12 protein-coding genes are annotated in these 14,083 nt (G+C 58.0%); 4 read left to right on the top strand and 8 right to left on the bottom strand.

Annotation, left to right across the window (positions count from 1 at the left end):
- The first annotated feature begins 67 nt into the window (after positions 1-67).
- A complete protein-coding gene (gene glf / locus P2W41_RS14590; RefSeq protein ID WP_292899473.1) occupies positions 68-1,216 on the top strand; it encodes a UDP-galactopyranose mutase in 1,149 nt (382 codons plus the stop codon).
- Complete coding sequence (locus tag P2W41_RS14585) at positions 1,207-2,226, top strand: glycosyltransferase family 2 protein (RefSeq protein WP_404933542.1); 1,020 nt, start codon at positions 1,207-1,209, stop codon at positions 2,224-2,226. The genes glf and P2W41_RS14585 overlap by 10 nt, the downstream gene beginning before the upstream one ends.
- A gap of 22 nt (positions 2,227-2,248) precedes the next feature.
- Here the strand turns inward: P2W41_RS14585 and P2W41_RS14580 are convergent, their stop codons facing one another.
- From P2W41_RS14580 to P2W41_RS14570, 3 genes are read right to left on the bottom strand one after another with little or no spacing between them, the layout of a single operon-like run.
- Complete coding sequence (locus P2W41_RS14580; protein WP_404933541.1) at positions 2,249-3,427, bottom strand: glycosyltransferase family 2 protein; 1,179 nt, start codon at positions 3,425-3,427, stop codon at positions 2,249-2,251.
- Between the two features lie 10 nt (positions 3,428-3,437).
- Positions 3,438-4,115: a sulfotransferase gene (locus P2W41_RS14575; RefSeq protein ID WP_292899479.1), complete on the bottom strand. Its 678-nt coding sequence runs from the start codon at positions 4,113-4,115 to the stop codon at positions 3,438-3,440.
- 5 nt (positions 4,116-4,120) lie between these two features.
- Positions 4,121-4,795, bottom strand: a complete 675-nt coding sequence (locus P2W41_RS14570) for an FkbM family methyltransferase (RefSeq protein ID WP_292899481.1) — start codon at positions 4,793-4,795, stop codon at positions 4,121-4,123.
- Between the two features lie 193 nt (positions 4,796-4,988).
- Here P2W41_RS14570 and P2W41_RS14565 point away from each other — a divergent pair, with 193 nt between their 5' ends.
- On the top strand, positions 4,989-5,903 hold the full coding sequence (locus P2W41_RS14565) for a galactofuranosyl transferase (RefSeq protein WP_404933540.1): 915 nt from the start codon (positions 4,989-4,991) through the stop codon (positions 5,901-5,903).
- Positions 5,900-6,916, top strand: a complete 1,017-nt coding sequence (locus P2W41_RS14560; protein ID WP_404933539.1) for a glycosyltransferase — start codon at positions 5,900-5,902, stop codon at positions 6,914-6,916. The genes P2W41_RS14565 and P2W41_RS14560 overlap by 4 nt, the downstream gene beginning before the upstream one ends.
- 92 nt (positions 6,917-7,008) lie before the next feature.
- On the opposite strand, the gene P2W41_RS14555 is transcribed toward P2W41_RS14560, so the two are convergent.
- The 5 genes from P2W41_RS14555 to P2W41_RS14535 are packed head-to-tail and all read right to left on the bottom strand — an operon-like array spanning position 7,009 to position 14,082.
- Complete coding sequence (locus P2W41_RS14555; protein ID WP_292899486.1) at positions 7,009-8,580, bottom strand: ABC transporter substrate-binding protein; 1,572 nt, start codon at positions 8,578-8,580, stop codon at positions 7,009-7,011.
- A 43-nt stretch (positions 8,581-8,623) separates the two neighbouring features.
- A complete protein-coding gene (locus tag P2W41_RS14550) occupies positions 8,624-9,709 on the bottom strand; it encodes a DUF917 domain-containing protein (RefSeq protein ID WP_292899488.1) in 1,086 nt (361 codons plus the stop codon).
- Entirely contained in the window at positions 9,706-10,824 is a 1,119-nt protein-coding gene (locus P2W41_RS14545; RefSeq protein ID WP_404933538.1) for a DUF917 domain-containing protein, read from the bottom strand. Before P2W41_RS14545 ends, P2W41_RS14550 begins: the two co-directional genes overlap by 4 nt.
- Complete coding sequence (locus P2W41_RS14540; RefSeq protein WP_292899490.1) at positions 10,817-12,373, bottom strand: hydantoinase/oxoprolinase family protein; 1,557 nt, start codon at positions 12,371-12,373, stop codon at positions 10,817-10,819. The genes P2W41_RS14545 and P2W41_RS14540 overlap by 8 nt, the downstream gene beginning before the upstream one ends.
- Before the next feature lie 29 nt (positions 12,374-12,402).
- A complete protein-coding gene (locus tag P2W41_RS14535; RefSeq protein ID WP_404933537.1) occupies positions 12,403-14,082 on the bottom strand; it encodes a dipeptide ABC transporter ATP-binding protein in 1,680 nt (559 codons plus the stop codon).
- Between the last annotated feature and the right edge of the window lies 1 nt (position 14,083).

Raw genomic sequence — 14,083 nt, 5'->3', positions numbered from 1 at the left:
TTCGCCGTTGTATCGGCAATGATTCTTTGTACCGGAAAGTCCCCTTCATCTACCAAGGGTAGCAAACGTGGATTTCAGTCAGTACGACCTGGTCATTGTCGGTGCGGGCTTTTTCGGAGCCACCATCGCGGAGCGGGCCGCAAGCGAGCTTGGCCGTCGCGTTCTCGTCATCGACCGACGCGATCACATCGGCGGCAACGCCTACACGCACACCTGCCCGCGTACGGGCATCGAGATCCACAAATATGGCGCGCATCTGTTTCACACGCCCAACAAGGTTGTGTGGGATTATCTGAACCGCTTCACCGCGTTCACGGATTATCGCCACCGTGTTTTCACCTCCTACAAGGGGCAGGCCTATATGATGCCGATCAATCTCGGCACGATCTGCCAGTTTTTCGGCCGCCGGATGAGCCCGGACGAGGCGCGCGCGCTGATAGCCGAGCAGGCAGGTGAGCTGGCCGGCCACGATCCGCAGAATCTGGAGGAAAAGGCAATCTCACTGATCGGCCGCCCGCTTTACGAGGCGTTCATCCGCGGCTACACGGCCAAGCAATGGCAGACAGACCCGCGCGAGCTGCCGGCGTCGATCATCACCCGGCTGCCGGTGCGCTATACGTTCGACAACCGCTATTTCAACGACACTTATGAAGGCCTGCCGGTGGACGGCTATACGGCGATCTTCGAACGCATGCTCGACCATGAACGGATCGAGGTGCGCACGGGCATCGATTATTTCGAGATCCGGGAGCAGATCCCGGCGGGCACGCCGGTTGTCTATACCGGCCCCATCGACCGTTATTTCGACTATCGCGCGGGCGAATTGAAATGGCGCACCATCGATTTTGAGGAAGAGGTGCTCGATATGGGCGACTTCCAGGGCACATCGGTGATGAATTATGCCGATGAGGATATTCCCTATACGCGCATTCTGGAGTTCCGCCACTTCAACCCCGAGCGCAGCTACCAGACGGAAAAGACGGTGATCACGCGGGAATACTCCCGCTTTGCCGAGCGCCGCGACGAGCCCTACTATCCGATCAACACAGCGCAGGACAAGGAGACCTACCGGGCCTATCGTGAACTGGCGGATGCGGAAGAGAATGTGATCTTCGGCGGCCGCCTCGGCACCTATCGCTATCTCGACATGCACCAGGCGATCGGGGCTGCGCTGAAATGCTTCGAGAACGAGATCAGGCAGGTTATATGTGTCTGATAAGTGTTGTAATTCCGGTATTTAACACTTCAGAATTTCTCGAATGGCTGCTCGAGAGTATTTCAAGGACTCAAGGGATCGACCTCGAATTCATCTTTGTGGACGACGCTTCTCGGGATGACTCATCGGCAAATCTGAAGCGCTTCATCCAGAAACACACCTGGTTGAACGCGCATTTGCTTGTTCACCAGAGAAACAGTGGGCTCTCTGTGGCGCGTCGATCAGGATATGAACGGGCCTCCGGTGAGTATATCTGGTTTTTGGACTCGGACGATCATTTCAACGCGGAAGCGTTGCGGAAAGTCTACGAAATTGTACAGACAAGGCGATTTGACGCCGTCATTTTCGACCATCGCGAGTGCCGTCTCGAAGACGGGGAGATGAGATATTTGAATGTGGTGAGGCGGTCGCACGCAGCCGAGCATTCAACGTCCGATGGGCGCGGGGCCATGATCTCCTGTTTGAGGGATCGCAATGTTTACGCCTGGGGCCTGATAGCGCGGAAAGGCACCTTCCAAAACCACTTCTTTCCACCTGGCAGACTGTTTGAGGATATTCCGACCATTCCTATGGTTCTCGCCTCCTGCCATTCTGTGAAATATGCCTCGCAGGCGGTAGTGAACTATCTGCTGCGGCCAGATAGCATCATGCACAATGTGAACATGAAAAGCTGCATCGATCTGATGCTCGCAGGAGAGCGGTTGAGATTGCGTGCCGCGCGTTTTCAAGGAGGACTTGATGGAAGATCACTCCAGGAGATCGAGTTGTACCGCGCACTGTGCCTCTTGTGGGCCGCAAGGAGGGCACATGCGGGAGGCCAGTGGGAGATGCCAGGGTTTCGTAAAATTTTAACACGGCAAGTAAAGCTCTATAAAAAGCTTAGCGGAGCAAGCGGTATTTGTCTCAATACGAAGACGATGGCCAGAAGACGAATGAAAGAAGTATTTCATTATACAATAATGATGCTGAGTGTCAGGATGTATAGGGTCGTTTTGGCTTTCAGGGGGTGATTGGGGATTGTAAATTATGAACTCAGGCCAGCCGTCTTTGGATCGACTTAACGAGACGGTTGAATCGTCTTGCCGAGCGACGCTTCGCGGCGATCATACCAGCTCTCCATACGACACTTGGTGATATGAGGTCTTTCAAGACGCTGAAATTGTTATCACAATGTCTCCAATTCCACTTCGTCTTGATCACCCACAGATAATGCCTAAGAACGTCTTTGGTAGCTTCCTCACCGATCGTGGTTGAGTCTACAGTTTTTACAAAGTTTTTAATTCTGACAGCGTCTTCATTGCTGATAGTGTATGGCCTCCAATGCTCGTGCTGCAGGTATTTAACAACCGAAGCCGCCCTGAGCCATTCGGATTCTTCTCTGGTTAACGAGAGCGTCTTGATACACCACTGACAAAGTGAAATGATATCGTATGCGTGAGATTTCATTTCACTCGCAAAATCTTTTGTGAGAAGAATGTCCTCTCTCTCTGATCTTCTACGTCGTGCGCTTATCGCAGCTAGCTGCGCCGAAACACTCTGGATCCGACCATTTTGCGCATCCTTTCCGGAGACACTTCCTGTATGTACTCGATACTCGCCAAGCACCTGGGGCAGGTTTTTCAGCTTTCCCACCTCTTCTAGCCGGAAATACAGCTCGGCATCTTCGGAGTGGAGTATGTGACGGTACCCTCCCACCTGATCAAACGCTGAACGCCGCATCATGAGAAACGGATGCACTAAGTAGTGTTCGCGTGCCGGGACCGAATAAAGATCACTCACCCGGTTCTCTGCTATGTTGATGCCACCATGCTTAGGATAGCCGGACTCGTCGATTACCACGATTGAATTCGATACAGCGACGATTTCGTCGTCATCGTCGAGCGCTTTTACCTGGAGCGCGAAACGATGAGCATAGCTAATGTCGTCCCCATCCATCCGCGCCAGATACTTGCCGGATGCGTACTGAGCTCCGTGGTTGAGAGCATCAACGATGCCTTGATTCTCGGTATGAAGCGGAATGATACGGGGGTCTGCCTCCGCAAAAAGATCGACTATCTCTCGTGTTTTGTCAGTTGAGCCATCATTAACAATGATTATCTCGAAGTCTTTAAAAGTTTGATCCTGAATAGATTTTATTGCTTCACTTAGATAGACTTCGCAATTGTATACCGGCATCAATACGGAGACGGATACGGGGCGTTTTGGCTTCATGAACCGTTGCTCAATGCGTTAGCTTTTCGGACAGGATTGCTTTGATCTTCTTCGAGTCGAAGGGTTCTTCACATTGGTCGAAGAATTTCTTGAGGTAGCGATAGTCAGTTAGTGTGCGCTGATGGTTCGCGAGAAATGTTCTCTCCGGATGTTTGTGTGAGTAATTTTCGAAACGTTCGTCCATCTGACGAACCATTGAGAGCACTTGATCTTTAGGACTGTTCTTGTGCCAGGCGCTCTGGGAAACTTCCTCCGCATTGCGTGTATTGAAGACAATGCGAACATTGGGGAAGTATGCATGCAGGAAGTCGAGTGCATCATCAAAATTATCACCCAACTCTGAGAAGCGGATCTCCTTGAACCCTACCCACCGGACGTCGACTGGAGGATTCAGGATATGCTTGATGAATGTGTCAGCCAAGCTACGGCTATAGCTATCCAATTCAATGCACTCTGCCCCAAACCAAGGGTTGCGTGATTTGGTTGGGGCGCTACCGAACTCAAAGCGTGCCCGCCTTGCTCTTTGGTGTGCTCGGTACAGAGGATTAATGGCCCCGTTGTTTTCCCCCCTGATGCAAGAACCGGGGATCGTTTGCACAATCCTCTGCAAGAGTGTCGAACCGGAGCGGCCGTATGTTACAATGACAATAAAGCCTCGAAGTCTCGGGTATGAATCAAATATACTCATTGTAACTACCTAAGAACGTGACTGAATAGAACTACATTATTTTCAGAATGCCATGCATCGTAATGAAAATCTTTTTCTGATAGTGAGTCGAAAATTCTCTTCATCCCTACTCTTCCAAGAAGGTTCTGATGCAGCTCCATATAAATCTTTTTCACGCCAGTAAGAGGAGGATTTTCATTAAACAACTGTGACTCTCCTCCTTCAATATCCACGATAAGCATTGTAGGCTTATACCGTGCCAAAATTTCTTTCATTGAAACGACCGGAACATCCACCGTGTCTTTATACCCCCACGGTTCTTTGCTGAGTGAGGATGCCCAAAAATCATCGCGAACGTAGAATGGTACCGTTTCACTTGTCTTCCTGGGGAGAACGACGGCGTTTATAACTTCTGCGGTAACGCCGTTCAGAGAGTGTGTTTTTTCAATTATTGGGATAAGAGTAGGGTTTGCTTCGAATACAACTATTTTCTTAGCTTTTTTCTGCAAGTGACAAAGTGTAGATATATATCCAATGCCACCACCGAGCTCGACGATAATATCGCCGTTCTGAACAATTCTCGGAATCTGCTTGGATTCAGTGGTTTCATACTCATTTGATCTGAGAATGTCAGCCATTTTTGTGGAAATATCATCTTCAGATATTTCCAGCTTAACGCCATTTATTTGTTTTTTTAGCATAATGAGCCCCAGTCCTTTGCAGCATTCTGAATCGATTCAACCTATCATTTTTCGCGTTGGCTGTGTGCTCGTTACCGGGTTCGATAATATGATTCTGACTTTGCAATCATGAGGTGTATTGAACGATCCGGTCGCAAAATCCAACAGGTTTATGTATGAACCAACTCAAATTTTGTTTTATCCACGTTGGAAAGTGTCGAAAATTTTGATTGCGAGTGAAAGCACAGCCGGTTCGCGCATACGCGTTGCGGTCGTCTCCATGGATCCCGCGTTGCCAGAAGAACGCCTGCTTGCGCGGCAGCAGGGGCTTTTGGCCGGCGATGTGGTCCGCGTGGTGGCAGCGGAAGCGCAGGAGGACGCGGCCTTTGCGCTTCACTCCATCCCCACCCGCCTCAACATGGGCGGTGCCGGCGGGTTTTCCTATGCCATCCTCTCGGCGCTGGCCGGCGGGGCCGAGTGGGTCTGGATCATGGATGACGATGCCTTTCCGGTCGGTGAGGATTGCCTCAAAACGCTTCTGGAAGAGGCGAAGGCGCGGGGGCTGGAGGTCGTTTCGCCCATCATCGTCGCGCCAGAGGACCAGCAGCGCCTGTCCTTTCCCTTCCGCGTGCGCGGAAAGCTGACGCATGACCGCGCGGCGGTGGAGACGCTGGACTTCATCCCCTCCATGGCCCAGTTCTTCAATGGTGCGCTTGTGCACCGCGATGTCTTCTTCAAGGTCGGCCTGCCCGACATGCGGCTCTTCATCCGCGGCGATGAGGTGGATTTCATGGTGCGGCTCAGGCGCGCGGGCATCCGCTTCGGCACGGTCACCAATGCCGTGGTGGCCCACCCGCCGGGCTGGGGCGAGATCGTCCCGATCATTTCCGGCCGCGTCAATGTTCTCATTCCCGAAACCGAGTTCAAGCGCTATTACTTCTTCCGCAATCGCGGCTATCTGGCGCGTCGACACCGGCGGCTGAAGAGCTTTGTGGGAGATCTGGTGCTCTATCCTTTTGTCTATATCGTCAAGCGGCGGTTCGACTGGGCGGGGCTCGCTTTCTGGTGGCGGGCCTTCCGCGACGGACTGGCCTATCGCTTCGACCGCGCGCCGCATCTGAACCCGTGACCGGCGTCGAAAAGGGCAAAGGCAGGCGGATCGCCAGGGGCGTGGCGGTGGTGGTCGTCACCTATCGACGGCCCGCCATGCTGGCGCAATTGCTGGAAAGCGTGGCGGGCTCGACCCTTTTGCCGGAGCGCCTCGTCATCATCGACAATGCCAGCGGCGACGAGACGCCCGCCGTGGTGGAGGCCGCGCGCGCTGCCCTTGGGCCGGTCGAGCTCGACTATCGCCCGCTTGAGCGCAATCTGGGCGGGGCAGGCGGCTTTCACGAAGGGGTTCGCCTGGCCCACGCGGCCGGCGCGGAATGGATGTGGCTGATGGACGACGATGTGGCGCTCGCCCCTTCCGGGCTCGAGACGCTGCTTGCCCATGCCGGCCGATATCGCTGCCTGATGGGAGAGCGGGAGAACAGCGACGGCAGGCCGTTCTTCTTCCAGAACGTCTTTTTTCCCGCCCTCGGCGTGGCGCTGCCGCGCCCCGGCAACCTCTTTCGACGCGCCGATGTGTGGCACACGAACCTCGCCACGTTCGAGGGCCTTTTCGTGCACCGCTCGGTGGTCGATGCGATCGGCTTTCCCGATCCGCGCTTCTTCATCACCTGGGACGATCTCGCCTATGGCTGGCTGGCCTCGCATGTGACCGATGTCGTGTGTGTGAAAGGGGTGGTGCTGCAGCGCCTGCGCAATCAGCGGCAGATCAGCCTGGGCGTGCGGCATCTGGCCGAGGCATCGGATCTCTCGCGCTTCTACATGATGCGCAATCGCGGGCTGCTCGTGCACTATCTGCGCGCAAAGGGCCGCTACAGGCCGATACCCTTCGCCTTCGGTACGGCGCTCGTCGCCCTCAAGGAAATCCTGCGGCTGGTGGCAGTGGAGCGCCGGTTGAAGGGGATGGGAAGCATCACGCGGGGCATGCGCGAGGCGCGGCGCATTGCGCGCGACGATGCGTGGTCGGGCCTGCCGGAAACGGCGGCAGGCGGCGCCCCTTCGCACGCGCAAAAAGCCTCGGCCCGATCCTGACCGGCAGAAAAGCTGATGGCCAAACAAAAACAGGCCCCGAGCGGTTTCGGGGCCTGCTGGCTTCGGTTGCGGTGGGATGAGCCGCTTAAGGCTCAGCCCTCGCAGGACCACCACATGCGCGAGAAGTCATAGTCCCAGCTCTGCATGGGCACTTCCGCATAGCCCTGGAGGCAGGAGTGAGCGGCCATGCGCTTCAACTGGGTGAGAAGCGGGATCTCGGCCATGTTTTCGTGGAGGCGCGCCTGGATGTCCTTGTAGATGGCGTTGCGCGCCGCCTCATCCACCGTTGCACGGGACTTGTCGATCATAGCGTCGACCTCGGGGTCGTTCACCCACGACATCGAGGACCAGGTGCCCGCAGCGCGCGAATGGTATTGCACGAAGAACACGGAATCGGGCGAAGGATAGGTCGGACCGTAAAACACCTGTGCCGTGTTGGGCGTCGTCTCCACCTTGGTGGCGAGCTCGGTGATGCGGTTCCACGGCTCCGGCTGCAGATCGACCTCGAAACCGATGGTCTCCAGCGTCGATTTGAAAAGCAGACCGATTTCCTCCTCGAACGCCGTGTTGGCGACATAGGCATGGCCGAGCTTGATCGGCTTGTCGCCGGCATATTTTGATTTGGCGACTTCCTCGGCGGCCTTCTCAAGGCTGTATTCGGGGGAGGGGAGCTCGTCCAGATGCGCCTCGGAGAACAGCGAGGAAAGAACGCTCTTCATCTCGCCGCCGGGATAGATGACCTCACGGATGGTCGCATAATCCAGCGCATAGGCGATGGCGCGGCGGATGTGCACGTCATCGGTGGGTGCGAGCTGGTTGTTGACCTTGAGGTAGAAGCCCGTCGCAGTGCTTGCCTCGATGAGCTTGTAGGTGTCGAGCGCCTCGATGGCCTTGTAGGTCTCGCTGCTCTGATACTGGGAGGAGAGACCCAGCTCGCCACGCTGGGCGAGCGCGCGCACCGTGGCTTCGTCGCGCGTAACGACGAAACGCAGTTCGTCGATCGGACGATCCTTGGCCCAGCCGGCGTGGTAGCCCTCGTAGCGCTGCATGATCATCTCGGCGCCGCGGGTCCAGCCGCTGAGATTGTAGGGGCCGGCGCCCAGGCTGTTTTCGGCCAGGTAATCCTCGCCCCACTCGCCGTCCTGTTCTTTGGCCACATCAGAATTGACCACGAGAACCAGCGGCGTGATGGAAATGAACGGCGCGTAGACGCGGTTGATCCGGATTTCAACCGTATGGTCATCGAGCGCCTTGACGTTCTCCGGATCGACGAGATCGGAGAAGAGGTAGGCCGGACCCTCGTTCAGCGAAAGAAGGCGCTGCAGGGTATAGACAACGTCCTTGGCTTCCACCGGGCTGCCATCCTGAAAAGTCGCATCCTGCTTCAGCTTGAACGTGTACGTCTGGTTGTCGTCGGAGACCTCCCAGCTTTCCGCGAGCTGGGGCACCACCTCACCGCCACTGCTGACGGTGGTGAGACCGTCATAGAGATTCACGGCAGCCATATATTCGGTGTAGTCGGTGATCTTGGCCGGGTCGACCGTACCGAAGATCTGCACCACGTTGACGACAAGCGAAAGCTTGTCCTGAGCCATTGCCGGCGCAGTCAACGCTGTGGTGGCAGCGAGAACCGCACCGGCCAGCGCATGTTTCAAAAGTCTCATTGTCCTGTTCCTCTTCTCTGGTTCCATCAATGTTGCGTCCTTCTCACCGGGACATCTGGTTCAGCGGCACGTAGTCATGCTCGTAGCCGAAGTATCGGGGCCCAACGAGCTCAAGCCCCTCGGGGGTCGACCATTGCGGATCGCAGGCAAGCCCGATCATATTGACCGCCAGCCCGTAGCGAAGCTGCTCTGTTGTGACGGGAAGGCCGCCATCGGCATCGAGCGCGCAGATCAGATCGGGTGTGACGGCCAGCAGGCCATCATCGTCGCGGCAGACCAGGAACTCGTTCTGGAACTCGACGGTGAAGCTGCGTCCCTCGTCTTCGTCGATCCCCTTGAAAAGAGCCTTGCCGCGGGCAAAGCCCCCGACGGTTCGCCGGTCGATGTCGACGACGCGGCCTGTAAACAGGCGCTTGCCGTCCAGGCGTTTCAGAAGGGCGGCCGCAGGATTGCGGCTTGCCTTGCGCTCCGCCGCCATCGTCTCGCCGATCTCCTTGATCAGCGACATGGTGCCGTGAAGAATGCCACGTTTCACCTCTGCTCCACTCATGGGGTAGAGTGCGACAAGTGCCGCGCCGCCCATTTCCACCGTCTGGCAGCGCGCCAGTCTTTCGGTCCAGCGGTTGGAGATCGCATTGATCACCGAGCTGTTGCCCTTGTCATCGGCCAGCACCATCGGTGTTGCCGAAATGCCATGGATCGTCAGCGTCACCATCTGCAATTCCGGAAATGCCCGGCCCATCCCGTCGCCATCGACCAACGGCAGCCCGGTGGCGGCTGCAACGGCATAGGGGATGGTGGAATTCAGGCCACCGGCCTCAATGCAGATGAGGGCATCGGCCTTGCGACCCAGAAAGGTCTCGAGCTGGCTGAGCGCCTCGCGCGCTTCCTCGCCATTGGGCAGTTTCTCGACCATCACGGTCGGAGCTCCCATCATGCAGACGGGGATGCACAAGGCGTCGTCGGGAAGTTCGTCGGCGGAAATAACGGTGACAGGACCGTGCGAGGCTATGACCTGCTTTGCCATCAGCTTTCCGATATACGGATCGCCACCGCCGCCGGTACCCAGAAATGCGCCACCCAACGCAATGGCGTCCATGTCATCCGCGTTCACGGAGAAGGATGTCATGCCGCGCCTCCCTTGTCGTTCATGTCCATCGGCTTGAAGGCGATGTCTCCGAAGCCGAACCCTTTCGGGCCCACCACATCGAGCGCTTCGGGGCTGCGCAGGAGCGGATGGCAGGGAAGGGCGAGCACGGCCACGCGCTGGCCGTATCGCAGCATCTCGGTGGAGATCGCCTCGCCGCTGTCGGCGTCCAGAACGACGATCAGATCAGGCACGATGACCTCGATCTCGCCGTTGCGCGAGAAGATCAGGAACTCGTTCTGAATGTGAATGGAGGCCTGATCGCCTTCATGGATGTCAAAACCCTGGATGATTGCTTCGCCGCGGACGAAGCCACCGGCCAGGTGTCGTTTGAGATCGACGATCTTGCCCCGAAACACCACTTCGCCGTTTTCGCTCTCACAGATCGCTTCGACGGGATCGCGGTGCTCGCGTCGGGCATCGAGTACGGCGTTCCCGAGCGAAATGGCTTTGCTGTAGGAGTGCGGAATGGCGTAGCGCTTGATGAATTCTCCCGACATGGGAGCGCTTGCCAGCGTCGAGGCGCCGCCCTGGGAGACGACGCAGGCTCTTGCCATCCGCTCGTGCCAGAGTTCTGAAATCGCATGGTCGAAGATCACCACATTGCCGTGCGGATCGCACATGACACTTGGCGTCGAGCGATGCCCGTAAATGGCATAGGTGGTCATCTGCATTTCAGGAAACGCGCGGCCCATGCCGTCGCAGTCGACGACAGGCAGACCTGCCATGGCGGCGGCGATGAGGGGTTCCATGGAATTCTGGCCGCCGATCTCCTCACAGGCAATCGCGTCCACCTTAATGCCCAGGCGCTCTTCCAGCGCCCTGACACAGCGCAGCCCTTCGCGTCCCTCCTTGATGCGTTCATGCGAAACGAGAGGCGCGCCAATGCCGCCCATCGCCACGATGCGTGCCTCGTCAGGAACGCTTTCCAGAGGGATGATCTCCATGACATGGCCATCACGCAAAGCCTGGCGCACCCGCAGTTTGCCGATATAGGGATTACCGCCGCCGCCCGTGCCGAGAATGCCCGAGCCGATTTCCAGCGCGTCGACCATTGCCTCATCGAGGCGCCAGCGGCCGTCCAGGCGATCAAGCATCATGACCTCCCATCTCGCCCACGACCTTGACGTGAATGCGGGTCGCATTTCCCGGCAGATAGGCCAGCGGCACATCTTCGCGCTCGATGGTCTCGATCGTTTCGGCCACGGCACCGGAGCGGATGGCCTTTTCGCGCGCCTCGTCCTCGGCCTGTTTGAGGCAGATTTCGCGCGTCAGTCCTTTCTCCAGCGAGAAGATGCGGTCGACCTCCCCGCTGATCTGCGCGATTGCAGCGCCAACAGCATTGGCCACGGCGAAATTTTCCGGCCGCATGACTTTCAGGTCGCCGATCTGCTCCGGCATCAAAATCGAGCCGCCACCGACTGCAATGACAGGGACGGGGTCAGGAGAAAGGCGCGTGCGCTCGATGGCGCGCTCCAGCATGCTGGTCATCTCGGTGCGGGCTGCTTCCAGAAGGGCCGGATCGAGATCGGCGACACGGGCGCGGTCACCCACCTCCGCTTCACCCCGGGCTACGGCGATATCGGTCGTGGTGAGCGTGTCACCGCCAAAGACACGTGCTTCCCGCGTGATGCGGTAGCCCACGGATTGCGGGCCAACGGTGACCCGGTCGCCCGATTGGCGCACAAGCGAGCCGCCGCCCAGACCGATGGAGAACACGTCGGGCATGCGGAAGTTGGTACGCACGCCGCCGATGTCGACCACAGTGGCCGCCTGGCGCGGAAAGCCGTGCTGGAGCGAACCGATATCTGTGGTGGTGCCGCCAATATCCACAACGATGCCGTCGCGCACTCCCGTGAGGAAGGCGGCCCCGCGCATGGAATTGGTCGGGCCTGACGCGAAGGTCAGCACCGGGAAGCGCTTTACCGTCTCCGCGCCCATGAGAGTGCCATCGTTCTGGGTGATGAAGAACGGGCAGTGAAGGCCGGCCGATTTCAGGGCCTCTGCGAAAGCTTCAACCGTACGCGCACTGAGCTGAAGCAGGCTTGCATTCATGACGGCAGCGCTTTCGCGCTCCAGGAGTCCGATACGACCGATCTCGCTGGAGAGGACCACCGGGATGTCAGGGCACTTTGTCAGGAGACGCTTACGGGCTTCCTCTTCCATCTGCGCATTGATGGGACCGAATACGGATGTGATCGCGACGGCTCCGATGCGCTTGGCGTTGATGTCGTCGGCAATTCGGTCGATCTCCTCAAGGTCGAGTGCGGCAAGCTCGCGGCCATCGAATTCGTAGCCGCCGCGCACGAGATAGCCATGGCCCCCGACTGCCTCGCGCAGGTCGTCCGGCCAGTCGACCATCGGTGGCAGACAGGCGGTTGCCGGCAGGCCAAGACGGATCGCAGCAACCGGATTCACATGACGGCGCTCGATCACCGCGTTGGTGAAGTGTGTCGTGCCGATCATGACGGTCGTGATTTTCGAACGGTCGATATCGGCCTTGGAAATTGCCGCTTCCATCGCTTCGCGCACGCCGGAGGTGACGTCCTCGGTTGTCGAGGCCTTGACGCCGGAAAGCACATTGCGGCCCTGCATGATCACCGCATCGGTGTTCGTGCCGCCAACATCGATCCCTAGACGATACATTTTTCTGGTCCTGCCTTTCTGAAGGGTTCTCAGGCCGCCGTGTCGACGAGGTAGCGTCGCCGCTCCTCATCGCTCACGCGGGGTTTGTGGGCTTCTTCCTCGTCGCTGATCACCGGAACGGCGGCGATGAGCGCGCGGGTGTATGGGTGCTGTGGCGCCTGGAACAGCGTGCGCGGTTCGCCGGCCTCGACTATCTCTCCGCGCAGCATGATCGCGATCTGGCTGCAGAAATTGCGCATCAGTGACAGGTCGTGAGAGATGAAGAGATAAGTCAGGCCGAGCTCTTCGCGCAGCCGCGTCAAAAGCGCTATGACATTCTTCTGCACGGAGACGTCGAGCGCGGATGTCGGTTCATCCAGTACAATGATTTCCGGATCGGCGGCGAGGGCGCGGGCAATGGCGACGCGCTGCTTCTGGCCGCCGGATAGCTCATGCGGGTATTTTCCGACATAGCTGGCCGGCAGGTCGACCTGCGCGAGAAGGTCAATGATCCGCGTGTCTCGCGCCTTGCCGCGCATGCCGGCAAATGTGAGCGGGACCGCAAGCGTCTGACCTACGGTGCGCTTCGGATTGAGAGAGGTGCCGGGGTTTTGATAAACGATCTGGATCTTTCGCCGGAAGGCATCGCTGCCGCGTTCGCTTGCGACCGATTTTCCATCGACAGTCACCGTACCGCGGGATGCATCGATCAGCCCCATGACCATGCGCGCAACGGTGGTTTTTCCCGAACCCGATTCACCGGCAAGGCCGAAGACTTCTCCGCGCCGCACCGATAGCGACACGTCCGAAACGGCCACATGTCTGGTTCGCCGGCCGATCAGGGGTTTCTGCTCAAAAACCTTTGTAACGTTCTGCATCTCCACGATGGGCGCAGCTGTCGCGGGCTTCTGGTCTTCCACCTTCTTCCCATAAAGGGGCGGGATCGCATCGATCAGTTCACGGGTATAGTCCTGGCGCGGTGTGGAGAAGATCTCGCCGAGACGTCCGTGCTCAACGATCTCGCCATAACGCATCACATAGACATCGTCCGCCATCTGCCGCACGACACCGAGATTGTGAGTAATCATCAGCAGGGAGAGGCCGTTTTCATCGACGAGACGGTTGATGAGTTTCATGATCTCATCCTGCGTCGTCACGTCGAGCGCGGTCCCCGGTTCATCGGCGATCAGGAGATCCGGCTGGTGCAGAAGGGAAAGCGCGATCAGAACGCGCTGACGCATGCCTCCGGAAAGCTGGGAAGGATAGGCGGAGACAATCCGCTCCGGATCATTCAGTTGAACGCGGCGCAGGACTTCGAAAATCCGTTTCTGCCGCTCCGCCGCGCCCGTTCTGCGTCCGAGACGCCGGTCGGCATGATACAGGACGTCATCGAGATGCCTGCCGATCTTGAACACCGGGTTGAACGAGGAAAGCGGGTCCTGCATGATCACGGAAAAGGCGGTGCCCTTGAGCGCATCGCGCCGGGCTGTCGGCATGCTCAGAACATCCTCATCGCGATACTTAATCGATCCGCTTTCCACCCGTGCGTTGCGCGGCAGCGTTCCCAGAATGGCCTTGCTGGTGACCGATTTTCCGGACCCCGTTTCCCCGATCAGGGCGACACGACCACCTTGCGGGATTGTCAGAGCAACATCCCGCAACACATGGTGCCGGCGTCCATAGGTCTGGAAGGCGACGTTGAGGCCTGAGACGTCGAGAAGTGCGGTCATC

Source organism: Nitratireductor sp. L15S-10 (assembly GCF_045011005.1).
Taxonomy (GTDB): domain Bacteria; phylum Pseudomonadota; class Alphaproteobacteria; order Rhizobiales; family Rhizobiaceae; genus Nitratireductor.
The sequence above is the reverse complement of the archived record's forward strand: the minus strand, read 5'-3'. Positions and strand labels throughout refer to the sequence as shown.